The organism is Micromonospora sp. NPDC051141 (assembly GCF_044455765.1).
Lineage (GTDB): Bacteria > Actinomycetota > Actinomycetes > Mycobacteriales > Micromonosporaceae > Micromonospora.
Genome location: NZ_JBITFD010000001.1, coordinates 472820 through 497995, shown reverse-complemented (window position 1 = coordinate 497995; position 25176 = coordinate 472820). Strand labels below are relative to the sequence as shown.

Genomic DNA, 25176 nt, shown 5'->3' with positions numbered 1-25176 from the left:
TAGCTTACCCGTCCGGGCGGGGCGGTCAGTCGCGCAAGGAGCGGTACCTGCCGACCGCCAGCGGCAGGAAGACCGCCACCAGGACCAACGGCCACGCCACCGCCAGCACCGGGTAGTGGGACACCACCCAGGAGTCACCGCCCCAGCCGGGGTTGCCGAACAGCTCCCGGACGGCGCCGACGGTGGCCGACAGCGGGTTCCACTCCGCCACCGTCCCGAGCCACGCGGGCATGGTGGACGGCGCCACGAACGCGTTGGACAGGAAGCCGAGCGGGAACTCCAGCGTCTGCACGCCGGCGACCGCCTGCTGCCCCTTCATCACCAGGCCGAGGAAGATGCCGACCCAGACCAGGGCGAAACGCAGCAGCAGGATCAGCCCGAACGCGGCGAGCGTGTCGCCGACGCCGCCGTGCGCCCGCCATCCCACGGCGAGGCCGGCGAGCACCATCACCGCCAGGGTGACCACCGCGAACAGCATGTCGGCTGCGGCACGGCCGACCAGCGGGGCCAACGGCGACACCGGCATCGACCGGAGCCGGTCGGTGACGCCCCGGTCGACGTCGGCGGAGACGGCCAGGGTGGTGAGGCTGATGCCGAACACCATGGTCATGGCGAACATGCCGGGCATCAGGAACTCGCGGTAGCTGCCGCCGCCCGGCACCCGGAGCGCGCCGCCGAACAGGTAGGCGAACATCAGCACCATGACGACGTCGAAGCCCAGCGACGCGACAAGCGGCCCCGGGTCGCGACGCCAGTGCGCCAGGCCGCGCCGGGTCAGGGTGACGCTGTCGGCGAGCAGGAACGGCCGCCCGGGCACGGCGGCCGGGCCGACCGCGGTGGGCAGGGTCGCGCCGGTCACGCGGCCACCTCCTCGGCCGCCCGCGAGCGGTGGCCGGTCAGGTGCAGGAACACCTCGTCGAGCGTCGGGCGGCGCAGCGCCACGTCGGCCACGGTGACGCCGCCCGCGTCGAGCGCCCGCAGCACCTCGGTGAGCGCGCCGACCCGGTCCCCGACCGGGGCGCTGACCCGGCGGCGGTCGGGGTCGACCTCCGGCTCCGCGCCGGCGACCAGCCGCAGCCGCGCGGCGGCCACGGCCAGGTCACCGGCGTCGTGCAGCACGAGGTCGAGCCGGTCGCCGCCGAGCCGCGACTTCAACTCGTCGGGGCTGCCCGTGGCGATGACCCGCCCGCTGTCCAGCACCGAGATCTGGTCGGCGAGCCGGTCGGCCTCGTCCAGGTACTGCGTGGTGAGCAGCACGGTGGTGCCGGAGCGGACCAGCTCGCGGACCGACTCCCAGACCTCGTTGCGGCCTCGGGGGTCCAGGCCGGTGGTCGGCTCGTCGAGGAAGAGCACCGACGGCGTGAGGATCATGCCGGCGGCGAGGTCGAGCCGGCGCCGCATGCCGCCCGAGTACGCCTTGACCGGCGTGTCGCCGGCGCCGGCGAGGCCGAAGCGCTCCAGCAGCTCGGTGGCGCGCTGCCGGGCCCGCTTCGTGCCGAGGTGGCAGAGGCGGCCGAAGATGACCAGGTTCTGGTAACCGCTGAGCACCTCGTCCAGCGCGGCGTGCTGCCCGACCAGACCGATGCGGTGGCGCACCTGGTCGGGCCGGCGGGCGACGTCAACGCCGGCGACCTCGGCCCGCCCCTCGTCGAACCGGAGCAGGGTGGACAGGATCCGCACCGCGGTGGTCTTGCCGGCGCCGTTCGGGCCGAGCAGGCCGCACACGGTGCCCGGCGGGACCCGTAGGGCGAACCCGTCCAGGACGTTTCTGTCGCCGTACCGCTTGCGTAGCCCCTCCGCGATGATCGCGTGTTCGCCCGCTGCCACGTCGCGCCCTCCTCCGCAGTGTCGCCCCGACGGCAACGCCAGCGTACATGATACGGTAAGACGTACGGGACAGTGGACGCGCCGCTACCGGGCCAGCAGCGCGCGCAGCGCGGCGCTGACCTCGGCCGGCGCCGACTCCGCCAGGAAGTGCCCGGCGGAGGTGGTGCGGTGCTCCAGGTCGGGGGCCCAGGCCCGCCACACCGCCGCCGCGTCGTAGCCGAGCGCCGCGCCCCAGTCCTGCTGGATCACCGTGACCGGCATCTTCAGCCGCCGTCCGGCGGCCCGGTCCGCCCGGTCGTGCGCGACGTCGATCCCGGCCGAGGCGCGGTAGTCCGCGACGATCGAGTCGACCGCCTCCCGGGAGGCCCGCAGGTACTCGGCGCGCACGTCGGCCGGAATGGCCGTCGGGTCGCCGGCCCAGGCGTCGAGGAAGTACCCGAAGAAGTCGTCCGCGCTGGCCGAGATCATCCGCTCCGGCAGGCCGGGCGGCTGGGCCATCAGGTAGAGGTGGAACGCGACCGACGCGGACGCGCCGTGCAGCACCTCCCACATGTCGAGGGTGGGCAGGACGTCCAGCGACGCCAGGTGGGTGACCGCGTCCGGGTGGTCGAGACCGGCCCGGACCGCGACCAGGGCGCCCCGGTCGTGGCCGGCGAGCGCGAACCGCTCGTGGCCGAGCGCCCGGGCCAGGGCCACCACGTCGGCGGCCATGGTCCGCTTCGCGTACGTGTCCTCGTCGCGGGCGGCCGGCTTGTCGCTGGCCCCGTACCCGCGCAGGTCCGGGCAGATGACGGTGTGGTCGGTTGCCAGGTCGGCGGCGACGTGCCGCCACATCAGGTGGGTCTGCGGGAAGCCGTGCAGCAGCACGATCGGGCTGCCCGAGCCGCCCACGGCCACGTGCAGCGCCACGTCCTCGGCGACGGTGACCCGTCGCGTGTCGAATCCGGCGATGGTGGAGGTCATCGGTCGTTCCCTTCTCCGCTCAACTGGGCCCGACCAGCGTCGCCGCACCGGATGAGCAACCGATGAGCGCGGTACGGTGGCCCGGTCGAGGAGGGGAACGGTCGGTGCGGGTCAACTTCGGTGTGCTCGGTCCGGTGACGGCCTGGGACGACACCGGCGCACCCGTCGACCTGCGAGGTCCACGGCACCGCGCGGTGCTGGCCCGGCTGATCGCGGCCCGGGGTCGGGTGGTGCCGGTCGGGCACCTCGTCGAGGACCTCTGGGACGACCCGCCGGCCGGCGCGGTCGGCGCGGTCCGCACGTTCGTGGCGGCGCTGCGTCGCGGCCTGGAACCGCACCGCCCACCGCGGCAGCCGGCCCGGCTGCTGGTCACCGACGGACCGGGGTACGCGCTGCGCGCCGCCCCGGACACGGTCGACGCCTGGCGCTTCGAGACCGCGGTTGCCGACGCCGCCGACGCGCTGCCCCGGCCGACACTCGACCGGCTCGACGCGGCGCTGGGCCTGTGGCGCGGGCCCGGGTACGCCGACGTCGACAGGTCGTGGGCGCACGCCGAACGCGCCCGGCTCGACCAGGTGCGGCTCACCGCCGTCGAACGCCGGGCCGAGGCGCTGCTCACGCTCGACCGGGCCGCCGACGCGGTACCCGACCTGGACGCCCACGTGGCGGACCACCCGTGGCGGGAGGACGGCTGGCGGCTGCTGGCGCTGGCGCTCTACCGGGCCGGGCGGCAGGCCGACGCGCTCGCGGTGCTGCGCCGGGCCCGCGAACTGCTGCGCGACCAGCTCGGGCTGGACCCCGGCCCGCGACTGCGCCGGCTGGAGACCGACCTGAGACGCCAGGCCGACCCCGAGCCGTCCGGTCCCGCGCACGTCTGGGCGGAGGCCGCCGCGGCGTACCAGCGCAGCGTGGTGCCGGGCGCGCGGGCCCGGCTGGAGTCCACCGTCGGCCTGCTGCGCAGCCTCGCGGTGACCGGGCCGGGCGGCCTGGCCGCCGCCCGTGACCAGCGGCTGGCGGCCATCGACGCGGCCGAGCAGCTCGGCGACCCGGACCTCACCGCGCGGGTGATCGGCGGGTACGACGTGCCGGCGATCTGGACCCGGTCGGACGACCCGGAACAGGCGGCCCGGGTGGTGACCGCGGCGGAGCGGGCGCTCGCCGGCCTCGGCCCGGACGGGCCGGAGACAACCCGGGCGCGGTTGCTCGCCACCGTCGCGGTCGAGTCACGCGGCCTGCCGTCGACGCGGGGGCCCGAGGCGGCCCGGCAGGCCGAGGCGATCGCCCGGCGACTGGCCGACCCGGCGCTGCTGGCCCAGGCGCTCAACGGCGTGTTCCTGCAGACGTTCCACCGCACCGGGCTGGCCGCCGAACGGGACGCCGTCGGCGCGGAACTGGTCGCGCTGGCCGCCCGGCACGGCCAGGCCCCGGTCGAGATCCTCGGACACCTGATCCGGATGCAGGCCCGGGGCGCGCTCGCCGACTTCGCCGGCGCCGACGCGCACGCGGACGCCGCGGACCGGCTCGCCGACCGGCACGAGTCCCCGCTCACCGGCGTGTTCACCACGTGGTACCGGGCCATGCGAACCGCGGCGACCGGCGCGCCGTACCCGCGGGCCGAGGCCGCCTACCGGTCGGCCGCACCCCGGCTGACCGGCTGCGGCATGCCCGGCGTGGCGCGCGGCCTGCTCCCGTTGGCGCTGCTGTGCCTGCGGGTGTGGCACGACCGGCCCGCCGACTTCCCCGACGACACCGACTGGGGTCCGTACGCGCCCTGGGCCCGCCCGCTGGTTCTGCTCGCCGCCGACCGCCCCGCGGACGCCGCCGTCGCGCTGCGCCGGACCCCCGCGCCCCCGCCCGACCTGCTGTGCGAGGCGCTGTGGTGCCTGACCGGCCGCGCCGCAGCGGCGCTCGGCGACCGGGCCGCGATGCGGCGGGCCCGGGCCGCGCTCGCCCCGGCGGCGCACGAGGTGGCCGGCGCGGGCAGCGGCATGCTCACCGCCGGACCGGTCGCGACCCACCTCGACCGACTCACCGCCGCTCTCGGGACGGCGTCCGAATGACGCCCTCGTCCCCGGCCCGCCGCGCCGCCGCATCCGCGTTTCGCCGAGGCGGCTCCTCCGGCCACCGCCACCAGATCCCGTAGGCGCACTCCGGGTCCGGTCGCCGGCGGGTCAACTCGTAGACGACCTTCTCCCCCGTCGGCTCGGCGCTGGGCCGGCAGCGGGTACGGGCGACCTCCTGACGACTCGACCCCGACCGCGTCCTCCGCCACACCACGTGCCACGCCTCGGCCGGCGCGTCCCCGTGGTCGAACTGCACCCGAACCGACAGCTTCCGAACCTGTCGCTCCTCGCAGCTCTCCCGGTAGTACGGCTTCATCGGCGCGTACACGTCCTCGAACACCTGCTTGATTCCGACGTTCACCCGACGGCCGCGGGCGAGCGGGCCGAGCAGGTACAGCCACCGGTAGACGCGCCCGTCCTCCTCGGCGACGGCACCGTCGAGCAGGCGATGCTCCGGAAACAGCGAACTCGCCTCCTCGACCACCCGGTTCTGGCCACTCCAGTGGGAACGTACGCCCACCAACCGGATCTGCCGCGTGGCCCGGACGCGCTGCCGCCGGGTGTAGGCGTAGCGGTGGTGGTCGGGACCGTCGTCACCAGGAACCCGCGTGACGACCAGCGAACCGTCGAGTTCCTCGATGACGAAGTCCGGTGGGCGGTAGACACACCGGAGGTAGTACGCCGTCACCACCACGGTGAGCAGGAGCGGCGCCAGCAGGACGAGCGCCAGCGGTGGGAGGTGCAGGGCCACCACCCAGGTGGTACCGACGCCGTACAGCGTCGCGAGGGCCGTACCGGTGAGGACGACCAACTGAAGCAGGTCGGCACTCCGTCCGGCCAGTTGGGCGGGTGTGCTGTCCAACAATCTCCGCAGACTCATGGGTCCTCCCCCGGGGCGCCTGTTCGTCGGCGGGAAAGCCACCGACGGTCCGACCCACTCCACACAAACGCAGGAGTCCGTGGGTGAGCCAGCGGTCACGGGCGTCACTCAGCACTCACTCCGCATGTGCCGGCCGCCCGACCGCCGTCCCGAGCCGGCAGTCACGGCGCTAGGGTGCGGCGATGGACGAGCCGAGGGAGCTGTTCCGGCGGGCCGCCGACCACGCCGCCGACTACCGACGGTCACTGCCGGAGCGGCCGGTCGGTGTGCCCGTCGACCAGGCGGCGCTGACCCGCGCGTTCGCCACCCCGCTGCCGGCCGCGCCCACACCCCCGGACCAGGTGCTGGCCGAACTGGTGGCCGCCGCCGACCCGGGGCTGGTCGCCACCGCCGGGCCGCGCTACTTCGGCTTCGTGGTCGGCGGCGCGTCCCCGGCCGCCACCGCCGCCGACATGCTCGCCGCCGGCTGGGACCAGATCGCGTTCAACGCGGTCACCTCGCCGGCCGCGGTCGCCGCCGAGACCGCCGCCGGCACCTGGCTCAAGGACCTGCTGGGGCTGCCGGCGTCGGCGTCGGTCGGCTTCGTCACGGGCGGCCAGGCCGCCAACACCGCCGGGCTCGCCGCCGCCCGGCACCAGGTCCTCGCCGACGCCGGCTGGGACGTGGAACGAGGCGGCCTGCTCGGCGCGCCGCCGGTGCGGGTGCTCGCCGGCGCCGAACGGCACGCCACCGTCGACCGGTCGCTGCGCCTGCTCGGCCTCGGCACCGACGCGCTGCGCGAGGTGCCGGCCGGCCCGCAGGGCGCGATCGACCCGGACGCGCTGGCGGCGGCGCTGCGCGACGCCGGGCCCGGCCCCACGATCGTCTGCCTCCAGGCCGGCAACGTGAACACCGGCGCCTGCGACGAGCTGCGCCGGGCCGGCGAACTTGTGCACCGGCACGGCGGCTGGGTGCACGTGGACGGCGCGTTCGGGCTGTGGGCCGCCGCCAGCCCGGCCACCCGGCACCTGGTGGACGGCATCGAGGCGGCCGACTCGTGGGCCTGCGACGGGCACAAGTGGCTCAACCTGCCGTACGACACCGCGTTCGCGTTCTGCGCCCGGCCCGAAGCGCACGCGGCGGCAATGTCGTACTCGGCCGCGTACCTCGTGGGTTCCGGTGGAGCGCCGGCGGGCGCGGACCTGACCGCGGAGTCCTCCCGCCGCGCCCGTGGCTTCGCGGTCTGGGCCGGCCTGCGGGAGCTGGGCCGCGACGGCGTCACCGCGCTGGTGGACCGGTGCTGCGCGCTGGCCCGCCGGTTCGCCGACGGGTTGACCGCGGCCGGGTTCGAGGTGGTCAACGACGTGGTGCTCAACCAGGTGCTGGTCGGCTTCGGCGACGACACGCGCACCGACCGGCTGGTGGCCGCGGTGCAGGCCGACGGCACGTGCTGGGTGGGCGGAACGACGTGGCGGGGGCGACGGTTGATGCGGATCTCGGTGTCGAACGCGACGACGACGGAGGCGGACGTGGACCGGTCGGTGGCCGCGATCGTCCGACTCGCCCGGAGAGGCGACGGCATGATGCACTCTCGGTCGTGAGGTGGCGACGGGCGGCTTCTGCAGCGGTGGCGCTGGTGGTGGTCGTGGCGGCAGTCGGCGGGTGGCGCTGGTGGCACCAGCGTCCACCCTACGGGCCGGAGGCACTGCACCTGCGGTCATCGTTGGAGTTCGTCAGCTACGAGCAGGCGCAGGCGGCGCTCGGTTCCGCGTACCAGGCGCCGGTGGCGTCCGGCGGTGACCAACTGGTGCTGGGCCGGGTGTCCTGGCAGACGCCGTCGGCATCACTCGACGGCGGATACTTCGCGCTCTTCCTCATCGACAAGCGCACCGACCTCAAACCGTCGGTGTTCGCAGTGGCCGCGCCGCAGGAGAGCGTCGGCTTGGGCAGCGCCGGGGTGGAGAACAGAATCGCCGACCACTACCCCTGGTTGCGCGGCGCGGGCCCTCTCCGGGTTGGCGGATCCGGGTGGTACAGCGGGGGAAGTCGACTGGCGATCGGAGACGCCGACGCCTCGCCGGTGACGTTCGTGGCGCTCTTTCCGCACCTGGAGACGCACCAACGGGAGTTCCCGATGGCCACCGCACCGGTGACGCTGCCCGATCTGCTGTTGGCACTGGTCTACCTGGGACCCGATGACCAGGTCTTCTGGGCACAGCGGCTCCAGGGTTGACCCATGTCCCTCGTCCTCACGCATCCACGCGGCCGGCGGTCGGCCCTCCCGTTGGCGGGTGCATCAGGTGGCGGCAGGGCAACGGGACCGGTGCCCGGCGCGACCTGGCTGTCTGCGTGACGGTTGACGATGTCCTCCGGCGAGGGTGCGGATGGTGATCTCGCGCATCTCATCTCTGCACGGAAACGGGCAGCCGCAGGCCGGGACAGTCGCTGGAAAGGTGGGCGTGCCGATGCCGCATCCAGGACACCACGTCGAGCACCCGCAAGCGGCTGACCGCAGCCGGTAGCTCGGCCTCCCGGTGCAGGGCGTCGAGTTGTCGCACCAGGGCACCGCCGTCTTCGCGGAGCATGTCGTGCAGCCATGCCCAGAAGCCGCTCCGCGTGCCGTAGGCGCAGGACACCACGCGGTCGTAAACCGGCACGAGCCTCGGGCGCTTACGGGCGAGCAACTTGCCGGCGATGACCCAGTCGATGTTGGGCGCGGCGCGGAGCCGGCACCACGCGGTGTCGGCCGCACCGCCCTCGACGACGTACCCGAGCGCGTCGTCCTCCCCCAACTCGACGTCGGTCGGGATCGCGGCCAGCGCCGCGGAAACCTCCCGACCGAGTGGGCCATGGAGCAGGTCGAGCCGTTGTCGGTGGCGGATGGTCACGCTGAGCAGTTCCACCGCGATCAGGTCCTCGGCGGTGACGATGTCCGCGACTTCCGGGCGGGATCCACCGCCGCCCAGCAGGTCGAACTGCCCGCCCGTGTAGGCCGCGTCGGCGACACCGTGGAAGTAGCTCCGGAGGTCGCCGACCGATTTCGGGGCGGCCAGCACGGCCAGGATCTCGGCGAGGGTAAGGGGTTGGCGCATGGGTCTCCTTCGAGGTCCGGGCCGCGTCGCCTCTCACGTCGCTCCGGGGATGATCGAGCCAGCCAACCAGACGTCCGAAGTGGATCGACGTCTCGGTCGGGAACGCGACTCCTCCGGCCCGGAGGCGGAGCGGGCCGAGCAACTCATTGGCGACAGCCATCGATGAGGCATTCCGTTTCGGGCGTGCCAGACTGTGCGTGACGCGTGCGGTTCCTCACCACGCTTGCTCCGGGCGCCCAGCGGATAGTTGACTCGGCGACATGGCCCGCATCGCGTACGACGACACCGACGCGGCAGCCTTCGCGGCGACCCGGCACCTCGCCGACGACGGGCTCACCGCGTGGCGGGAGGCGGTCGCCCGGCACCTCGCCCCGCGGCCCGGCACCCGCCTGCTCGACCTGGGGGCCGGCACCGGCAGTTGGGCGCGTGCCTTCACCACCTGGTTTCCGGGCCTGCACGTCGTCGCCGTCGAGCCGTCGCCGGCGATGCGCGCCCGCGCCGCGTTCCGGCCGCTCCTGGGCGGCGACGCGGCGGGCCTCCCGCTCGGCGACGGCAGCGTCGACGGCGCGTGGGTCTCCACCGTGATCCACCACCTGCCCGACCTCGTCGCCGCGGCGCGCGAGCTGCGCCGGGTGGTGCGGCCCGGCGGCCCGGTGCTCATCCGCTCGGCGTTCGCCGGCCGGCACCGGGCGATCACGCTGTTCCGCTACTTCCCGGAGGCCGTGCGCGTGCTCGACACGTACCCCGGCATCGCCGAGGTCGAGTCGGCCTTCGCCGACGCCGGTTTCCCCGCCGCGTCCGTCGAGCCGGTCCCGCAGGTCACCGCGAGGTCGCTACGGGAGGCGGCGGGCACGCTGCGCCGGGAGGCGCACACGCCGCTTCAATTGATCACCGATGCCGAATACGCGGCCGGGGTCGCGCGCCTGCGCGAGGCAGCCCGGGCCGACACCGGGCCGGTGGTCGACGCGTTGGACCTGCTGGTCGTGCGTTGATCATCGCCGCTTGAGTCGTTTCCGCTCTCAGCTCGACAGCGGCCGGCCGACACAGTCCGACGCCGGGCCGACGCCGGGACGTGACCGGACGCTAGCCGACCTCGGGGTCGGCCAGGTGCAGCGACAGGACCTTGGCGGTGCCGACCGCCAGTTCCCGGTCGAGCACCTGGTCGCGCGGCACGAAGACCATGGCCTGCCCTTCGCCGAGCACCACGTCCTCCTGCCGGGCGTCCGTGACGCCGCGGAACACGTACACGGTGACGGCGTGCGGGAAGCCTTCCTCGTACGGTCGGGGCCGCTCCACAGCAGGCGCAGGTCGCCGGCGGTCAGGCCGGTCTCCTCCCGCAGCTCGCGGCGGGCGGCCTGCTCGGGTGTCTCGCCGGGCTCGATGCTGCCGCCGGGGAGGCTCCACCGGTACGGCGAGACGGGTGCGTTGCCGTCGCGGTGCTGCATCAGGATCGCGCCGGTCGGGTCGACGAGCAGGACGAGGGCGACGTCGTAGCTGGTCATGCGCGGAGCATGGCACGCCACACCACTTTCGTCCAATCTGGGCAAAAGTTGAGCTGGAAAAGCTGAAAGCTATGGACATATCGACATGCCTTTTGTAGCGTCGGCCGCATCCCATGGCCTGCCCGACCGTCCGCAGCTCAACCCACGCCGGGAGCGACGGGCTGCCCACGCTGACCGGCACCGACCAGGTCGCCCTGGTCCCCTCCGCGTAAGACCGGCGAAAAGGAGAACGTCATGTGTTACGGATTCGACGGAGAGGGCGCGCTGCGGCGGTCCCTCGACCGGCGCAACCTGCTGCGCGGCTCACTGGCGGCGCTGGCCGGCGTCGGGCTGGCCAGCGGGCTCGGCGCGACCGCGGCCCAGGCCGGCGGTGGGCACCAGCACGGCCGGCGGCACGTGCCGAAGGAGCTGATCAGCCTTCAGCTCTGGACGGTCCGCGACGCGCTCAACGGCGCACCCGGCTACGACGCGACGCTGGCCCACCTGGCCCGCATCGGCTACCCGCGGGTGGAGCTGGCGCTCGGCTACTTCGGCCGCACCGCGACGGAGCTGCGCGGGTTCCTCGACGGCATCGGCATCCGGGCCACCTCCAGCCACGACGGGATCGCCGCCGACGCCGCCGCGTTGGAGCAGAAGATCGCCAACGCCCGTACGCTGGGCCAGCGGTTCATGGTGGTGCCGTACCTGAACTCCGACCGCGAGGACGACTGGAAGCGCTGGGCGGAACAGATGAACGTCGAGGCCGCCGCCGCGCGCCGGGCCGGCCTGCGGTACGGCTACCACAACCACGCGCACGAGTTCACCATCGACTTCGGCAACGGCCGGCGTCCGTGGGACGTGCTGACTGAGGAGTTGGACCCGCGCCTGGTGCACCTGGAGATCGACCTGTACTGGGCGGTGACCGGTGGCATCAACTCGGGTGAGGGCGTCGACGACCCGGAGGGCTTCGCGCTCGACGTCATCCGCTGCGCGCCCCAGCGGGTGTTGCAGTACCACGTCAAGGACCGCGACCCGGTCACCGGCGACATGGCCGACCTCGGCACCGGGATGATCGACTTCGCCCGGATCTTCCGCCGGCACCAGGTGCTGGAGTACATCGTGGAGAACGACACCCCGGACGTGACGCCGCAGCGGACCGCCGAGGTCGGCTACCGCTACCTGCGCCGCCTGACGTACTGACACGACGGCGCCTACGGCTCGCCGCACCCTCGGGTGGCCGAGCCGTAGGCGCCGTCCTGGTCAGCGGCGCCAGTGCTGGCGCGGGGCGTAGCCCTCGCGGCGCAGCCAGTGTTCGGTGTAGACGATCCGCTGCGCCTCGACGACCACGAGTGTCTCCTGGGGCGGCTCGGCAAGCGACCGGCCCCGCTCGGCGTGCTCGTTCTGCCAGCGGAACGCCGACCAGTGGTGCGCGTGGTCCGGATGGTCCGGGGCGAGCATCCGGGCGGTGCCGAACACCTGCGCGCCGCGACTGCTGGCCAGCCCGACCAGCGGGGCGCTGCGGTGAACATCAGTGTGAAGTCGAGCGGGTAGTAGCGCACCGGGGTGGCCAGCGGCCCGTCCGGGCCGGTGGTGGCGAGCACGCACATGTTCTGCGACGACAGCAGGTTGTGGATGCGCTCCTCGATGCGTTCCCGGTCCAGCTTCCTCGTCGGTGTCGGCCCGGCCAGCCACGGATTCGTCAACGGCACGTGACATCCTCGATCATGGCGGAACACTACCGGCCCGGGCCCGGAGGCGGGCGCCGGCCGACAGCCCTCAGGTCAGCCGGGCGCGGACCGCGGACAGGTGGGCGGGTGTCACGCCGGAGCCGAGCAGGTAGTCGGTGACGCCGCCGTAGCGCGCGTGCAGGTGGTCCCGGCTGGCGTCCACCAGCAACCGGTAGCTGTCCGGCGGGATGTCCTCGTCGCCGGTCGGATCGAAGCAGGCCGGGACGAGTCGGTAGGACGCGTCGGCGGCCGGTGGGCTCGGGCCCGCCGCCGCCTCGGAGGGCCAGCGCAGGTCGAGCACGCGGCTCACGCCGTACCCCCGGAGGGCGGCGAGTCCGGCGGCGCCGAGCCGGTGGTGGTTGTCGGTGCGGACCAACACCCGATCGCGGACGCGCCCGCCGCCGATGGTCGCGATGCCGCCCAGGTCCCGCGCGTTGCGCAGGTCGGGCCAACTCAGCCGGGGCACGATCCGAGGGTACGCCGGTGTGCAGGCCCGGGCCGACACCTTCACGGCCGAGTCGCGGCCCGCCGACACGTCCACGCCGAGCTCTGGGCCGCCGGATCGGAGGTCGCCCCGGTCACGCGCCCACCTTGGCGGTGCTGGCGCGCAGCACCACCTCGCCACTCAGGCGCAGGATCCGCCGGCGGCGGGTGGTGTTCTCGGTGAGCGCCAGCTCCATCACCTTCTCGCCGATCTCACGCAGCGGCAGCGCCACGGTGGTCAGCGGCGGGGTGAGATCGCGGACGATCGGGATGTCGTCGAACCCGGCGACGGACACGTCACCGGGCACCGAGAGCCCGTGGTCGCGCAGCGCCGCGTACGCGCCGATGGCCATCACGTCGGTCACCGCGAACACGCAGGTGGCGTCCAGGCCGCGGGTGAGCAGCTCGGTCATCGCCTGGTAGCCGCCGTCGCGGGTGAACGGCCCCTCGATCACGTCGGCCGGGTCGAGGGTGACGCCGGCGGCGGCCAATTCGTCCCGGAAGCCGCCGAGCCGATCGATGACGGTGGTGAGCGCCCGGGGGCCGGAGAGCACCGCGAAGCGGCGGTGACCCAGCTCCAGCAGGGCGCGGGCCATGGCGGCGGCACCGGCCCGGTTCTCCGGCAGCACGCTGTCGACCTTGAGGTTGCGGTGCCGGCTGACCACGGCGACCCGGCCGCCGCCGTCGAGGTAGGGCTTCAGCTCGGCCTCCATGGCCCGCTCCCAGCGGGTGTCCTCGAAGCCGGAGCCGATGAGCAGGATGGCGGGGGCGCGTTCGGCGCGCAGCATCGACACGTACGCGATCTCGCGTTCCGGGTCGCGGAACGTGCTGGCCAGCATGACCAGCAGGTCGTTGGCGCCGGCGACCCGCATGACGCCGCCGGCGACGGCGGCGAAGTAGGGGTCGGTGACGTCGTGACAGATGACGCCGACGGTGCGGTGGGAGGCCCCGGCCAGCGCCCGGGCGTGCGCGTTCGGGGTGTACGCGAGTTGCGCGGCGGCGGCCAGGACGCGGTCCCGCAGGTGCGGGGTGACCCGCATGCCGTTGAGCGCGCGGGAGGCCGTGGCCAGCGAGACGTCGGCGGCCCGGGCCACGTCCTCCAGCGTCACGTGCGCCCGTGGCTGCATCGATCTCCCCCGTGCGGAACGTCTTGACCGGCCGGTTTCGGCGTGGCTACCGTACCTCCTGAAAGCGCTTACTGAAAACGCATTCAGGAGCGGGACCGCCACCCGGAAGGACACACGTGGAGCGCACGTCTATCGGGATCATCCTCAACGGCGTGACCGGGCGGATGGGCTACCGGCAACATCTGGTCCGGTCCCTGCTCGCGATCCGGGAGCAGGGCGGACTGCCCGCCCGCGACGGCAGCCGGATCTGGCCGGAGTTGACCCTGGTGGGCCGCGACGAGGCCCGGCTCGCCGAGATCGCCGCCCGGCACGGGCTCACCTCGTACACCACCGACCTGGCCGCGGCGCTCACCGACGACCGCCACCAGATCTACTTCGACGCGCAGGTCACCGCCCAGCGGGAGAAGGCGATCCGGGCGGCGATCGAGGCCGGCCGGCACGTCTACACCGAGAAGCCGCTCGCCGAAGGACTGGCCGGGGCGCTGGAGCTGGCCCGGCTCGCCACCGACCGGGGCGTGAAGAACGGTGTGGTGCAGGACAAGCTGTTCCTGCCCGGCCTGCGCAAGCTCAAGCGGCTGGTCGACGGCGGGTTCTTCGGCCGGATCCTGTCGGTGCGCGGCGAGTTCGGCTACTGGGTGTTCGAGGGCGACTGGCAGGACGCGCAGCGGCCGAGCTGGAACTACCGCGCCGAGGACGGCGGTGGCATCACCGTCGACATGTTCCCGCACTGGCACTACGTGCTGGAGCAGCTCTTCGGCCGGGTCACCGCCGTCACCGCGGTCACCGCCACGCACATCCCGGAGCGGGTCGACGAGAACGGCGTCACCTACCCGGCCACCGCCGACGACGCCGCGTACGGGATCTTCGAGCTGGCCGGCGGCGTCATCGCGCAGATCAACTCCTCGTGGGCGGTCCGGGTGTACCGGGACGAGCTGGTCGAGTTCCAGGTCGACGGCACGCACGGCAGCGCGGTGGCCGGGCTGCGGGACTGCCGCATCCAGCACCGCGGCACCACCCCGATGCCGGTGTGGAACCCCGACCTGCCGGTCACCGAGCCGTTCCGCGCCCAGTGGCAGACCGTGCCGGACAACGCCGACTACGACAACGGGTTCAAGGTGCAGTGGGAGGCGTTCCTGCGGCACGTCGTGGACGACGAGCCGTTCCCGTGGGACTTCCTGGCCGGCGCGCGCGGCGTGCAACTCGCCGAGGCCGGGCTGCGCTCCGCCCGGGAGGGGCGGCGGGTCGAGATCGAGGAGATCGACAGGTGACCGTCCGGATCACGCTGCCCACCCCGGGCGGCGGCACCGAGACGCGGACGCTGCGGGAACCGGCCGGCTGGCAGCGGCCGGCCGCGCCGCCGGCCAGCCGGATCGCGTACGCGGCGGCGCACGTGGTCGCCGACCCGTACGCCGACAACGCCCCCGACGCGCCCGCCCGGCTGGACTGGGACGCCACCCTCGCGGTCCGGCGTGACCTGTGGTCGTGGGGGCTCGGCGTGGCCGAGGCGATGGACACCGCGCAGCGCGGCATGGGGCTGGACTGGGCGGCCACCCGCGAGCTGATCCGGCGCAGCGCCGCCGAGGCCGCCGCGTGCGGCGGGCGCATCGTCGCCGGGGCGGCCACCGACCAGCTCACCGGCGTCCCCGACACGCTCGACGACGTCGTCGCCGCGTACGCCGAGCAGGTCGCGTTCGTGCAGGAGTGCGGCGCGGTCGCGGTGGTGATGGCCAGCCGGCAGCTCGCCGCGCTCGCCACCGGTCCGGACGACTACCGGCGCGTCTACGAGCAGGTGCTGGGGGCCAGCGGTGCGCCGGTGGTGCTGCACTGGCTCGGAGACATGTTCGACCCGGCGCTCGCCGGCTACTGGGGCTCGACCGACCTGGACGACGCCACGAAGACGTTCGTCGCGCTGGTGCACGCGCACGCCGACGTGATCGACGGCGTGAAGGTGTCGCTGCTCGACGCCGGCCGGGAGGTGCGGCTGCGGGAGCTGCTGCCACCCTCCGTGAAGGTCTACACCGGCGACGACTACCACTACCCCGAGCTGATCGCCGGCGACGGCGAGCGGTCCAGTCACGCGCTGCTCGGCGCGTTCGCGGCCGTCGCCCCGGCCGCGTCGACCGCGCTGCAACGGCTCGACGCCGGCGACCCGGCCGGCTTCCGGGCGGTCCTGGACCCGACCGTGCCGCTGTCCCGGCACGTGTTCGCGCCGCCGACGCGGTACTACAAGACCGGCATCGCGTTCCTCGCCTGGCTCAACGGCCGGCAGCCCGGCTTCACCATGGTCGGCGGCCTGCACGGCGGACGCGGCGTGCCGCACCTGGTGGAGACGTTCCGGCTGGCCGACGCCGCCGGGCTGCTGCTCGACCCGGGGCTGGCGGCACACCGGATGCGCGGGTACCTCGACGTGGCCGGGGTGACCGGATGACCGTCGATCCGCGACTGGCGAAGCTGTCGCTCAACCAGCGCACCACCGAACGCTGGTCGGTGCGGGAGGCGGTCGACGGCTGCGTCCGTGCCGGCATCCCGGCGATCGGGCTGTGGCGCGAGCCGGTCGCCGAGATCGGCGTACCGGCCGCCGCGTCGCTCGTCGCGGACGCCGGGCTACGCGTGTCGTCGCTGTGCCGGGGCGGGTTCCTCACCGCCGCCGGCGGGACCGCGCGGGCCGAGGCGCTTGCCGACAACCGGCGTGCCATCGACGAGGCGGCCGGCCTCGGCACCGACTGTCTGGTGCTGGTCGTCGGCGGCCTGCCGCCCGGCTCCCGCGACCTGGCCGGCGCGCGGGCGCGGGTCGCCGACGCGCTCACCGAGCTGGCCCCGTACGCGGGCGAACGCGGCGTGCGCCTGGCGCTGGAGCCGCTGCACCCGATGTACTGCGCCGACCGGGCGGTGCTGTCCACCCTCGGGCAGGCGCTCGACCTGGCCGAGTCGTTCCCGGTCGACCAGGTCGGCGTCGTGGTGGACACGTTCCACGTCTGGTGGGACCCGGACGTGTGGCGGCAGATCGCCCGCGCCGGGGCCCGGATCGCCAGCTTCCAGGTGTGCGACTTCCTCACCCCGCTCCCGGCCGACGTGCTGCTCGGGCGCGGAATGATGGGCGACGGGCACATCGACTTCCCGCCGCTGCGCCGCGCCGTGGCGGCGGCCGGCTACACCGGGGACACCGAGGTGGAGATCTTCAACGCCGAGATCTGGGCGACCGACCCGGACCAGGTCGTCGCCACCATGGCCGAGCGCTACGTCGAGCTGGTGCTGGCCGACTGACGCGCCCCCGGGTCCGGCCTGTCGGGCGAAACACGTGGTCGTCCGGCGGACCGGTAGGTCAAGATCGGGTCATGACGCTGCCGCCCCCCTCGATCACCACGCCGATCACCGCCGACCTGCTGCGCGGCGCGCTCGACCTGGAACGCACCGCGCACGGCGTGCTGCCGCACCGGCTGCCGGCCCGCGCCCGGGCCCAGAACACCGACCCGCAGGTGACGATGGCGGAGACGATGCCGTCCGGCGTACGACTGGTGTTCCGCACCCGCGCCACCGTCGTCGAGCTGGACGTGCTGCCCACCAAGATGGTCTACCGGGGCGCGCCGCCGCGCCCGGACGGCCGCTACGACCTGCTCGTCGACGGGCGGCTGGCCGGGCAGGCCACCGCCGACGGCGGCAAGGTGCTCACCATCGACCTGACCACCGGCGCCGTGACCACCGATCCCGGACCGGTCGCCACGGTCCGCTTCGCCGACCTGCCCGCCGACGACAAGGAGGTGGAGATCTGGCTGCCGCAGCGGGAGATCACCGAGCTGGTGGCGCTGCGCACCGACGCGCCGGTCGAGCCGGTCGGCGACCGGGGGCGGCGGGTGTGGCTGCACCACGGCAGCTCGATCAGCCACGGCTCGGACGCCGAGAGCCCCACCGCCACCTGGCCGGCGATCGCCGCCGGGCTCGCCGGCGTGGAGCTGGTCAACCTCGGGTTCAGCGGCAGCGCGCTGCTCGACCCGTTCACCGCGCGGGCGATGCGCGACACCCCGGCGGACCTGATCAGCGTGAAGATCGGCATCAACCTGGTCAACAGCGACGCGATGCGGTTGCGCGCGTTCACCCCGGCGGTGCACGGGTTCCTCGACACGCTGCGCGACGGGCACCCGGACACCCCGCTGCTTGTCGTCTCCTCGATCCTGTGCCCGATCCAGGAGGACACGCCCGGCCCGGGTGCCGCCGACCTCAGCACCGGCACGCTGCGGTTCGTCGCCACCGGTGACCCGGCCGAACAGGCCGCCGGGAAGCTCACGTTGCGGGTGATCCGCGCCGAACTGGCCCGGATCGTGGCCGCCCGGGCCGCCGACGACCCGAACCTGCACTACCTGGACGGCCTGGAGCTCTACGGCGAGGCCGACTACGCCGAGCTGCCGCTGCCCGACGAGCTGCACCCGGACCCGGTGGCGGACCGCCGCATCGGCGAGCGGTTCGCCGCGCTGGCGTTCGGCGCGGGCGGCCCGTTCGCCGCCGACGGCTCCTGAGACGCGGGCCGGTCGGGACGCACGCGGCGTCCCGACCGGCCCGGGTGACGGCGGTGCGGTCGGGTCAGATCCGTCGCCGGCCGTAGGTGCCGGCGACGATCGCCACGCCGATCGCGGCGAAGACGACCTGGATGAGCAGCTCGATCCAGTCGACGCCGTTGGTGTCGGCCACGTCCAGCGCGCCCGCGACTGCGGTGCCCAGGAGCGCGGCGACCACGCCGATGACCAGGGTGAGCCAGATCGGGATGTTCTGCTTGCCCGGTACGACCAGGCGGCCCAGCGCGCCGATGATCAGACCGATGATGATGCCGGAGATGATGCCGCCGACGTGCATGATGGCCGCCCTTCCTCAGGGGTGTGAGTCGACCGGTCAATTGCCCCGGGCAACGGAAAGTGAAACCGGGTGGCGGGCTGGCCGGAGCGCCACCGGTGGGGTGGGATGGGACGGACCGGACGGCGCGGCACACCGAGGAGGACGCGATGGCACACGGCCCGGTGCTGGTGATCGGACTCGACCCGGCCCGGGTCCCGGGCTGGGACCCCGCGCCGGTGGTCGCCGCGATCGCACGCGGTCACGCCCGCTTCGCCGAGCACGGGATCGAGGCCGACCTGTGCCTGGTCGCGCCGGACCCGGACGCCGGACGAGAGGTCGCGGCGGCGCTGACCCGCCGGGCGTACGCCTGCGTGGTGGTCGGGGGCGGCCTCCGCAAGCACGAGCCGCTGCTGGAGCTTTTCGAGCAGGTCGTCAACCTGGTGCACCGGCACGCGCCCGGCGCGGCGATCGCGTTCAACAGCACCCCGGAGGACACCGTGGACGCGGCGTTGCGCCGGCTCGGCTAGGGCACGTCGCGCAGCGGCCACACCTCGACGACGCCGTGGGCCACCGCGCACGCGGTCCTCGACCCTGCCTATCACGCCCGCGCCGCACCACGGCGCGGCGGCGCCCGCACGGGGGTCGAAACCGATTCAGCACCATCGATTGACATCGTTATCGAAAGCTCAGTAGCGTGGTCCGGCGGGAGCGGAGGGCACGCTCCCCGTGCGGCACGACACCGGTGTCCGGGTCCCGGTCGGCCGCTCCGCACCTCACTCTCCTTCACCGCGCGCCACGGCGACCGCGGTGACGCACCGACCGATCCCCCGCGGAGGACCCGATGATCCGAAGATTTCGACTGTGGAGCGCCGCAGCCGCCGCGATGGTGGCCCTGGCCGCCGCGGCGACGATGGCCTCCGGCCCGGCGAGCGCCGAGTCCAACGGGGGCGTCCGGGTGATGCCGCTCGGCGACTCCATCACGGACGGGTTCAACGTGCCCGGCGGCTACCGGACGGAGCTGTGGCGGCGGCTGGCGGCGGACAACTACCGGATCGACTTCGTCGGCTCGCAGTTCAACGGCCCGAGCAGCCTGGGTGACCACGACCACGAGGGGCACTCCGGGTGGACCATCGCCCAGATCGACGCCAACGTGGTGAACTGGCTGCGGGTGACGAACCCCCGCACCGTGCTGCTGCACATCGGCACCAACGACATGTACGGCGACACCAGCGGCGCCCCGGGCCGGCTGGCCACGCTCGTCGACCGCATCACGTCGACGTCGCCCACGACCGAGCTCTTCGTCGCCACGATCGTCCCCAAGTCCGGCGCGGACACGCAGGTCCGCGCGTACAACGCGGCGATCCCGGGCATCGTGAAGAGCCGGGCCGACGCGGGGCGACGCGTGCACCTGGTGGACATGTACGCCGCGCTGACCCTCGGCGACCTGGCCGACGGCGTGCACCCCAACGCCGGCGGCTACGCCAAGATGGCCACCGCCTGGTACAACGCGCTGCGATCGGTGCCGGGCAGCATCAGCGACGGCACACCCCCGACCACCGCCCCGCCCACCACACCGCCGCCCACCACTCCCCCGCCGAACTCCCCGCCGCCGGCCGGCGGGTGCCGGGTGGCGTACGCGGTCAACGCCTGGGGCAACGGTCTCACCGCCAGCGTCACGATCACCAACACCGGCGGCGCGGCCGTCAACGGGTGGGCGCTGGCGTTCACGCTGCCGAGCGGGCAGACCATCACCGGCGGCTGGAACGCCTCGTACGCACCGACGAGCGGGGCGGTGACCGCGCGCAACGTCTCCTACAACGGCACGATCGCCCCGAGCGCCTCGGTCGACATCGGTTTCCAGGCCACCCACTCCGGCAACGCCGGCAAGCCGGCGTCCTTCACCCTGAACGGCGCCCCCTGTTCGGTCGGCTGATCGGCCGCCGCCCGACCGCACCCGCCGTCCCGGCGTGCCCGGCCGCACCGGCCCGGCACGCCGGCAGCGGCGGGCGGTCAGGTCCGCACCGGCGCGTCGGCACGCCGAAGCACCGCCTCCAGCCAGCTCCGCTGCCGTCGCACGTGGACCGCCTCCCCGCCCTCGTGCCCGTTGTACGGGTAGGTGTGCATCTCCCGCAACGGCGACACCGGCCGGCCGCTGCCGGCGCCGTACTGGTTGTACGCGGCGAAGCCGGTGCTCGGCGGGCAGACGTCGTCGCGCAGGCCGATGCCGAAGTGCGCCGGGGCGGTGGCCCGGCGGGCGAAGGCGACGCCGTCGACGTGGGCGAGCGTGTGCCGGACCGCCGCCTCGACCTCGCGGTCCACGGCCAGGTACCGGGCGATCTCGCCGTACGGGGAGGCGTCGGTGAGCTGGACGGCCCGCAGGATGTGACACGCGAACGGCGCGGTGACCAACACCGCGGCGAGGTCGTCGACCAGGCCGGCGACCGCCAGGGCGAGCCCGCCGCCCTGGCTGTTCCCGGCCGCGACAACGCGCGTCGGGTCGACGCCCGGCAGCGCGCGGACCGCGTCGACCGCGCGGACCGCGTCGGTGATCAGGCGACGGTAGTAGTAGTCGTCCGGGTTCAGGATGCCCCGGGTGGCGAGGGTCGGACCGCCCGGACCGCCGTGCGGGTCGGGCGTGTCGCCGCGGGCGTACCCGCCGCCCTGGCCCCGGTTGTCCATCAGCAGGTGGGCGTACCCGGCCACCGGCCAGGTCAGCCGCTCCCCGGGCAGGCCCCGCCCACGTCCGTAGCCGGCGTACTCCACCACGGCGGGCAGCGGCCCGTCGACGCCGGCGGGGCGGGTGTACCAGGCCCGCACCGGTTCGCCGTCGAAGCCGGCGTACGTCACGTCCCAGGTGTCCACCAGTCGCAGGCCGGTGGGTTCGGGCCGGACGTCGCACAGGACCGGGGTCGCGGCGGCCCGGTCGAGCGTGGCACGCCAGAACCCGTCGAAGTCGGCGGGCTCGGGGACCGCCGGCCGGTACCGCCGGAGCTGGTCGAGTGGCAGGTCGGAGAAGGGCACGGATCCTCCACGAATGACGGGCGCATCGATCACCTTGACATCGATCAAGCGATGGCCATAAATTTCCGGAAAGCTTACGGGCCATTACCGGAATTTTCGGCCACGGTGGGAGGGCGCGAATGACATCCGTACGCTCGGATGCGCGGTCCGCCCCGACGGGGCCCGCGCCCGCGCCGCGGCCGGACCGCCGGCGTCGCGTCGCCCGTCGCCGGCCCTGGCGGCGGGCGCTGCGGCGGGACTGGCAGCTCTACTCGCTGGCCGTCCTGCCGCTGCTGTTCTTCCTGGTCTTCCGCTACCTGCCGATGCTGGGCAACGTGATCGCGTTCCGGCGCTTCCGCCCCGGCGGCAGCGTGTTCGGCGAGTACTGGACCGGCCTGCGCTACTTCCGGCTGTTCTTCACCGACCCCACGTTCTGGGACGTCTTCACCAACACGCTGGTGCTGGGCGCGCTGACGCTGCTGTTCTGCTTCCCGCTGCCGATCGTGCTCGCGCTGCTGCTCAACGAGGTGCGCAGCCGGGTCCTCAAGCGGTTCGTGCAGTCGGTGTCCTACCTGCCGCACTTCCTGTCCATCGTGATCGTGGCCGCGATGGTCATGCAGTTGCTGTCCGTGGACGGCACGGTGAACCAGGTGGTCGGCGCGTTCGGTGGGCAACCGGTCCCGTTCATCCAGGAGCCCGGCTGGTTCCGGTCGATCTACGTCTCCTCCGAGGTCTGGCAGACCGTCGGCTGGGGCACCATCCTCTACCTCGCGGCGCTCACCACGATCGACGGCGACCTCTACGAGGCGGCCCGGATCGACGGCGCCAACCGGTGGCGACAGACCTGGCACGTCACGCTGCCCGGGATCCGACCGACGATGGTGACGCTGCTGATCCTGAACATCGGCACGTTCATGGCGGTCGGCTTCGAGAAGATCCTGCTGCTCTACAACCCGCTCACCTACCCGACCGCGGACGTCATCTCCACCTATCTGTACCGGGTGGGCATCGTCTCCGGGAACCTCAGCTACGCCGCCGCGATCGGCCTGTTCGAGGCCGTGATCGGCTTGACGCTGGTGCTCTCCGCGAACGGGATCTCCCGGCGCGCGGTGGGGACGAGCCTGTGGTGACCGCCGGGACCCGGGCCCGGGGCCGGGCGGACCGGCCGCGCGGCCCCCGGCCCAGCCGGGGCTACCGCGTCTTCCAGGCGGTCAACGCGATCGTCCTCACCGCCGTGGTGGTGGTGACGGTGTACCCGTTCCTCACCATCGTGGCGCGCTCGCTCAGCGACAACGCCGCCATCGTCAGCGGGCAGGTCAACCTCGTCCCGCGCGGGTTCAACCTCACCGCGTACCGGGTGGTGACGTCCGACCCGGCGTTCTGGATCAGCTACCGCAACACCGTCGTCTACACGGTGGTCGCCACGCTCATCTCCGTCGTGCTGACCACCTGCTACGCGTACGTGCTGTCGAAGCGGCACCTGCGGGGCCGGACCGCGCTGGTCGGGATCGCCGTGTTCACCATGTTCTTCACCGGCGGCCTGATCCCCAACTACGTGCTGGTCACCAGCCTGGGCCTGAAGAACACCGTGTGGGCCGTCGCGCTGCCCAACGCCATCAACGTGTTCAACCTGCTGGTGATGAAGGCGTTCTTCGAGAGCCTGCCGGTCGAGCTGGAGGAGGCCGCCGCGGTCGACGGGCTGGGCACGTACGGGACGCTGCTGCGGATCGTCCTGCCGCTGTCCAAGGCGATGGTGGCCACGATGGTGCTGTTCTACGCGGTGTCGTTCTGGAACTCGTGGTTCGCCGCGTTCCTCTACATGGACCGTCAGGACCTGCTCCCGGTGACGGTCTACCTGCGCAACCTCATCGTGGGCGCGAGTGACGCCACGCAGACCGGCGGCGGGCTCGGCAGCGGCGACGACATCGTGCAGGCCGCCGCGACCATCCAGTCCGTGACCATCGTGCTGACGGTCCTGCCGATCCTCGCGGTCTACCCCTTCATCCAGCGCTACTTCGTCTCCGGAATCATGCTCGGCGCCGTCAAGGGATAGCGGCGCCACCAACCGAAGGGAACACCCATGGTCCAGCTGTCCCGCCGCCAGGTGCTGCTCGCCACCGGCGCGGCCGCCGTCGTCTCGCTCACCGGGTGCGGTGACGACGGCCCCGACAAGAAGGACCTCGACCGCAACCGGGCCGGCGCGATGGAGAAGTACGGCGTCGGCGACCAGTTCCGGGCCACCGAGCCGGTCACGTTCTCGATCCTCTACAACAACCACCCGAACTACCCGCTCAAGCCGGAGTGGATGTTCTGGTCGGAGCTGGCGAAGCGGACCAACGTCAAGCTGGACCCGGTCGCCGTGCCGCTCAGCGACTACGAGCAGAAGCGCAGCGTGCTCGTCTCCTCCGGGGACGCGCCGCTGATCATCCCGAAGACCTACCACCCGCAGGAGAACTCGTACGTCTCCTCCGGGGCCATCCTGCCGGTCAGCGACTACCTCGACCTGATGCCGCACTTCGCGGAGAAGCTGGAGAAGTGGAACCTCAAGCCGGAGATGGACACGCTCCGGCAGGAGGACGGCAAGTTCTACCTGCTGCCCGGCCTGCACGAGAAGCCCTGGCAGGAGTACACGCTCGCGGTCCGCACCGACATCCTGGAGCAACTGGGCGTCCCGTCGCCGACCACCTGGGACGAGGTGTACACCATGCTCAAGGCGATGAAGGCGGCCCACCCGGACGTCCATCCGTTCTCCGACCGGTTCGGCAAGCCCAACCCCGCCGGCAACCTGCTGAACATGCTCGCCCTGTCGCACGGGTTGCCGGGCGCCGGCTGGAACTACCAGGCCACCGCCTGGGACGCCGGCGCCGGGAAGTACGTCTTCACCGGCGCGTCGGAGCAGTACCGGCAGGTGGTGACGTTCCTGCACAAGCTGGTCGCCGAGGGGCTGCTCGACCCGGAGACGTTCACCCAGACCGACGACCAGGCCCGCCAGAAGCTCGCCAGCGGCAAGTCGTTCGTGATCAGCACGAACGCGCAGACGCTCGTGAACGACTACCGCCCGGACATCGCGAAGATCAACCCGAACGCCCGGCTGAAGAAGATCATGTTCCCGATCGGCCCGGCCGGCCCGGTCAACCCGGCGAGCCGGCTGGAGAACGGTGTGATGATCTCCAGCAAGGCCCGGGAGGGCAAGAACTTCGTGGCCATGATGCAGTTCATCGACTGGCTCTGGTATTCCGACGCCGGCCAGGAGTTCGCCAAGTGGGGCGTCGAGGGCACCACGTACACCAGGGACGCCTCGGGCCGGCGTGCGCCCACCCCCGACGTCGACATCGTCGGGCTCAACCCCAAGGGCACCAAGCACCTCCAGAAGGACTTCGGCTTCGCCAACGGCGTCTTCGCGTACGGCGGCAAGCTGGACCTGGTGCAGTCGTTCTTCTCCGCCGAGGAGATGGAGTTCCAGCGGGAGATGAACGGCCGCAAGCCGGCGCCCTGGGTGACGCCGCCGCCCGCGCCGCTGACCGACGAGGAGCGCGAGCAGACCACGCTCTGGGCGACGGCGCTGAAGGACTACGTCACCCAGAACACGCTCCGGTTCGCGCTGGGCCAGCGCCCGTTGAGCGAGTGGGACGCCTACGTCACCGAACTGAAGGGCAAGAACGCGCAGGCGTACACCGATCTGGTCAACAAGGCGTACGAGCGGTACCGCAAGAACCACGGGTGACCGGAG

General features: G+C 73.2%; 24 protein-coding genes and 2 pseudogenes. 14 read left to right on the top strand and 12 right to left on the bottom strand.

Annotation, left to right across the window (positions count from 1 at the left end; genetic code table 11):
* Nucleotides 1-25 precede the first annotated feature (25 nt).
* From ACIA6B_RS01700 to ACIA6B_RS01690, 3 genes are all read right to left on the bottom strand, one after another.
* The gene (locus ACIA6B_RS01700; RefSeq protein WP_396770211.1) at nt 26-844 is read right to left on the bottom strand and encodes an ABC transporter permease; all 819 of its coding nucleotides are present in this window, start codon (nt 842-844) and stop codon (nt 26-28) included.
* Between the two features lie 11 nt (nt 845-855).
* Nucleotides 856-1827, bottom strand: coding sequence for an ATP-binding cassette domain-containing protein (locus ACIA6B_RS01695; protein WP_396769902.1), 972 nt, complete (start codon nt 1825-1827; stop codon nt 856-858).
* Between the two features lie 84 nt (nt 1828-1911).
* A complete protein-coding gene (locus ACIA6B_RS01690) occupies nt 1912-2790 on the bottom strand; it encodes an alpha/beta fold hydrolase (protein ID WP_396769900.1) in 879 nt (292 codons plus the stop codon).
* 62 nt (nt 2791-2852) lie between these two features.
* Between ACIA6B_RS01690 and ACIA6B_RS01685 the strand changes: the two genes are divergently transcribed.
* Nucleotides 2853-4850 (top strand): BTAD domain-containing putative transcriptional regulator, encoded by a 1998-nt coding sequence (locus tag ACIA6B_RS01685; protein ID WP_396769898.1) that lies wholly within the window; start codon nt 2853-2855, stop codon nt 4848-4850.
* Here the strand turns inward: ACIA6B_RS01685 and ACIA6B_RS01680 are convergent.
* Complete coding sequence (locus tag ACIA6B_RS01680; RefSeq protein WP_396769896.1) at nt 4819-5733, bottom strand: hypothetical protein; 915 nt, start codon at nt 5731-5733, stop codon at nt 4819-4821. The two genes, ACIA6B_RS01685 and ACIA6B_RS01680, sit on opposite strands and share 32 nt — an antisense overlap.
* A 182-nt stretch (nt 5734-5915) precedes the next feature.
* On the opposite strand from ACIA6B_RS01680, the gene ACIA6B_RS01675 reads away from it, so the two are divergent.
* Both ACIA6B_RS01675 and ACIA6B_RS01670 read left to right on the top strand, forming a co-directional pair.
* Nucleotides 5916-7313, top strand: coding sequence for a pyridoxal phosphate-dependent decarboxylase family protein (locus tag ACIA6B_RS01675; RefSeq protein WP_396769894.1), 1398 nt, complete (start codon nt 5916-5918; stop codon nt 7311-7313).
* Nucleotides 7310-7945, top strand: coding sequence for a hypothetical protein (locus ACIA6B_RS01670; protein WP_396769892.1), 636 nt, complete (start codon nt 7310-7312; stop codon nt 7943-7945). The genes ACIA6B_RS01675 and ACIA6B_RS01670 overlap by 4 nt, the downstream gene beginning before the upstream one ends.
* A 169-nt stretch (nt 7946-8114) precedes the next feature.
* On the opposite strand, the gene ACIA6B_RS01665 is transcribed toward ACIA6B_RS01670, so the two are convergent.
* A complete protein-coding gene (locus tag ACIA6B_RS01665; protein ID WP_396769890.1) occupies nt 8115-8804 on the bottom strand; it encodes a DUF6308 family protein in 690 nt (229 codons plus the stop codon).
* A 260-nt stretch (nt 8805-9064) separates the two neighbouring features.
* Here ACIA6B_RS01665 and ACIA6B_RS01660 point away from each other — a divergent pair, with 260 nt between their 5' ends.
* The gene (locus tag ACIA6B_RS01660) at nt 9065-9796 is read left to right on the top strand and encodes a class I SAM-dependent methyltransferase (RefSeq protein WP_396769888.1); all 732 of its coding nucleotides are present in this window, start codon (nt 9065-9067) and stop codon (nt 9794-9796) included.
* A 91-nt stretch (nt 9797-9887) separates the two neighbouring features.
* Here the strand turns inward: ACIA6B_RS01660 and ACIA6B_RS01655 are convergent, their stop codons facing one another.
* Together ACIA6B_RS01655 and ACIA6B_RS01650 are read right to left on the bottom strand one after the other, a co-directional pair.
* Entirely contained in the window at nt 9888-10100 is a 213-nt protein-coding gene (locus ACIA6B_RS01655; RefSeq protein ID WP_396770223.1) for a hypothetical protein, read from the bottom strand.
* A 26-nt stretch (nt 10101-10126) separates the two neighbouring features.
* Nucleotides 10127-10249 (bottom strand): annotated as a pseudogene (locus tag ACIA6B_RS01650) (NUDIX domain-containing protein); the annotation flags it as partial.
* 291 nt (nt 10250-10540) lie between these two features.
* On the opposite strand from ACIA6B_RS01650, the gene ACIA6B_RS01645 reads away from it, so the two are divergent.
* Nucleotides 10541-11485: a sugar phosphate isomerase/epimerase family protein gene (locus ACIA6B_RS01645; RefSeq protein WP_396769886.1), complete on the top strand. Its 945-nt coding sequence runs from the start codon at nt 10541-10543 to the stop codon at nt 11483-11485.
* 60 nt (nt 11486-11545) lie between these two features.
* Here the strand turns inward: ACIA6B_RS01645 and ACIA6B_RS01640 are convergent.
* From ACIA6B_RS01640 to ACIA6B_RS01630, 3 genes and pseudogenes are all read right to left on the bottom strand, one after another.
* Nucleotides 11546-11994: pseudogene (locus ACIA6B_RS01640) on the bottom strand (pyridoxamine 5'-phosphate oxidase family protein).
* A gap of 67 nt (nt 11995-12061) precedes the next feature.
* On the bottom strand, nt 12062-12478 hold the full coding sequence (locus ACIA6B_RS01635; RefSeq protein WP_396769884.1) for a tyrosine-protein phosphatase: 417 nt from the start codon (nt 12476-12478) through the stop codon (nt 12062-12064).
* A 112-nt stretch (nt 12479-12590) separates the two neighbouring features.
* Nucleotides 12591-13622, bottom strand: coding sequence for a LacI family DNA-binding transcriptional regulator (locus tag ACIA6B_RS01630; RefSeq protein ID WP_396769882.1), 1032 nt, complete (start codon nt 13620-13622; stop codon nt 12591-12593).
* A 116-nt stretch (nt 13623-13738) separates the two neighbouring features.
* Between ACIA6B_RS01630 and ACIA6B_RS01625 the strand changes: the two genes are divergently transcribed.
* The 4 genes from ACIA6B_RS01625 (at nt 13739) to ACIA6B_RS01610 (ending at nt 18133) form a co-directional block, all read left to right on the top strand.
* Entirely contained in the window at nt 13739-14890 is a 1152-nt protein-coding gene (locus tag ACIA6B_RS01625; protein WP_396769880.1) for a Gfo/Idh/MocA family protein, read from the top strand.
* Nucleotides 14887-16050 (top strand): dihydrodipicolinate synthase family protein, encoded by a 1164-nt coding sequence (locus ACIA6B_RS01620; protein ID WP_396769878.1) that lies wholly within the window; start codon nt 14887-14889, stop codon nt 16048-16050. The genes ACIA6B_RS01625 and ACIA6B_RS01620 overlap by 4 nt, the downstream gene beginning before the upstream one ends.
* Nucleotides 16047-16886: a sugar phosphate isomerase/epimerase family protein gene (locus ACIA6B_RS01615; protein ID WP_396769876.1), complete on the top strand. Its 840-nt coding sequence runs from the start codon at nt 16047-16049 to the stop codon at nt 16884-16886. Before ACIA6B_RS01620 ends, ACIA6B_RS01615 begins: the two co-directional genes overlap by 4 nt.
* Before the next feature lie 71 nt (nt 16887-16957).
* Nucleotides 16958-18133, top strand: coding sequence for an SGNH/GDSL hydrolase family protein (locus ACIA6B_RS01610; RefSeq protein WP_396769874.1), 1176 nt, complete (start codon nt 16958-16960; stop codon nt 18131-18133).
* A 64-nt stretch (nt 18134-18197) separates the two neighbouring features.
* On the opposite strand, the gene ACIA6B_RS01605 is transcribed toward ACIA6B_RS01610, so the two are convergent.
* Nucleotides 18198-18467 carry a GlsB/YeaQ/YmgE family stress response membrane protein gene (locus tag ACIA6B_RS01605; RefSeq protein WP_107156754.1) on the bottom strand — a complete coding sequence of 90 codons (270 nt, stop codon included), beginning with the start codon at nt 18465-18467 and terminating at the stop codon, nt 18198-18200.
* 146 nt (nt 18468-18613) lie between these two features.
* Here ACIA6B_RS01605 and ACIA6B_RS01600 point away from each other — a divergent pair, with 146 nt between their 5' ends.
* Both ACIA6B_RS01600 and ACIA6B_RS01595 read left to right on the top strand, forming a co-directional pair.
* Nucleotides 18614-18973, top strand: coding sequence for a hypothetical protein (locus ACIA6B_RS01600; protein WP_396769872.1), 360 nt, complete (start codon nt 18614-18616; stop codon nt 18971-18973).
* A gap of 314 nt (nt 18974-19287) precedes the next feature.
* Nucleotides 19288-20379 carry a cellulose binding domain-containing protein gene (locus tag ACIA6B_RS01595; RefSeq protein WP_396769870.1) on the top strand — a complete coding sequence of 364 codons (1092 nt, stop codon included), beginning with the start codon at nt 19288-19290 and terminating at the stop codon, nt 20377-20379.
* A gap of 77 nt (nt 20380-20456) precedes the next feature.
* On the opposite strand, the gene ACIA6B_RS01590 is transcribed toward ACIA6B_RS01595, so the two are convergent.
* On the bottom strand, nt 20457-21467 hold the full coding sequence (locus tag ACIA6B_RS01590) for an acetylxylan esterase (RefSeq protein ID WP_396769868.1): 1011 nt from the start codon (nt 21465-21467) through the stop codon (nt 20457-20459).
* Between the two features lie 119 nt (nt 21468-21586).
* On the opposite strand from ACIA6B_RS01590, the gene ACIA6B_RS01585 reads away from it, so the two are divergent.
* Genes ACIA6B_RS01585 through ACIA6B_RS01575 form a run of 3 tightly spaced genes read left to right on the top strand, consistent with a single transcriptional unit; the run spans nt 21587 to nt 25170 of the window.
* The gene (locus ACIA6B_RS01585) at nt 21587-22576 is read left to right on the top strand and encodes an ABC transporter permease (protein WP_396769866.1); all 990 of its coding nucleotides are present in this window, start codon (nt 21587-21589) and stop codon (nt 22574-22576) included.
* Nucleotides 22573-23499, top strand: coding sequence for a carbohydrate ABC transporter permease (locus ACIA6B_RS01580; protein ID WP_396769864.1), 927 nt, complete (start codon nt 22573-22575; stop codon nt 23497-23499). Before ACIA6B_RS01585 ends, ACIA6B_RS01580 begins: the two co-directional genes overlap by 4 nt.
* Nucleotides 23500-23526: 27 nt before the next feature.
* Complete coding sequence (locus ACIA6B_RS01575; protein ID WP_396769861.1) at nt 23527-25170, top strand: extracellular solute-binding protein; 1644 nt, start codon at nt 23527-23529, stop codon at nt 25168-25170.
* The last annotated feature ends 6 nt before the right edge of the window (nt 25171-25176 follow it).

Bases quoted from the DNA above. Each gene is read 5' to 3' on its own strand.
- ACIA6B_RS01690 (WP_396769900.1), bottom strand. From the start codon at position 2,790: ATGACCTCCACCATCGCCGGATTCGACACGCGACGGGTCACCGTCGCC.
- ACIA6B_RS01685 (WP_396769898.1), top strand. From the start codon at position 2,853: ATGAGCGCGGTACGGTGGCCCGGTCGAGGAGGGGAACGGTCGGTGCGG.
- ACIA6B_RS01680 (WP_396769896.1), bottom strand. From the start codon at position 5,733: ATGAGTCTGCGGAGATTGTTGGACAGCACACCCGCCCAACTGGCCGGA.
- ACIA6B_RS01675 (WP_396769894.1), top strand. From the start codon at position 5,916: ATGGACGAGCCGAGGGAGCTGTTCCGGCGGGCCGCCGACCACGCCGCC.
- ACIA6B_RS01665 (WP_396769890.1), bottom strand. From the start codon at position 8,804: ATGCGCCAACCCCTTACCCTCGCCGAGATCCTGGCCGTGCTGGCCGCC.
- ACIA6B_RS01660 (WP_396769888.1), top strand. From the start codon at position 9,065: ATGGCCCGCATCGCGTACGACGACACCGACGCGGCAGCCTTCGCGGCG.
- ACIA6B_RS01645 (WP_396769886.1), top strand. From the start codon at position 10,541: ATGTGTTACGGATTCGACGGAGAGGGCGCGCTGCGGCGGTCCCTCGAC.
- ACIA6B_RS01630 (WP_396769882.1), bottom strand. From the start codon at position 13,622: ATGCAGCCACGGGCGCACGTGACGCTGGAGGACGTGGCCCGGGCCGCC.
- ACIA6B_RS01615 (WP_396769876.1), top strand. From the start codon at position 16,047: ATGACCGTCGATCCGCGACTGGCGAAGCTGTCGCTCAACCAGCGCACC.
- ACIA6B_RS01610 (WP_396769874.1), top strand. From the start codon at position 16,958: ATGACGCTGCCGCCCCCCTCGATCACCACGCCGATCACCGCCGACCTG.
- ACIA6B_RS01605 (WP_107156754.1), bottom strand. From the start codon at position 18,467: ATGCACGTCGGCGGCATCATCTCCGGCATCATCATCGGTCTGATCATC.
- ACIA6B_RS01600 (WP_396769872.1), top strand. From the start codon at position 18,614: ATGGCACACGGCCCGGTGCTGGTGATCGGACTCGACCCGGCCCGGGTC.
- ACIA6B_RS01595 (WP_396769870.1), top strand. From the start codon at position 19,288: ATGATCCGAAGATTTCGACTGTGGAGCGCCGCAGCCGCCGCGATGGTG.
- ACIA6B_RS01585 (WP_396769866.1), top strand. From the start codon at position 21,587: ATGACATCCGTACGCTCGGATGCGCGGTCCGCCCCGACGGGGCCCGCG.
- ACIA6B_RS01575 (WP_396769861.1), top strand. From the start codon at position 23,527: ATGGTCCAGCTGTCCCGCCGCCAGGTGCTGCTCGCCACCGGCGCGGCC.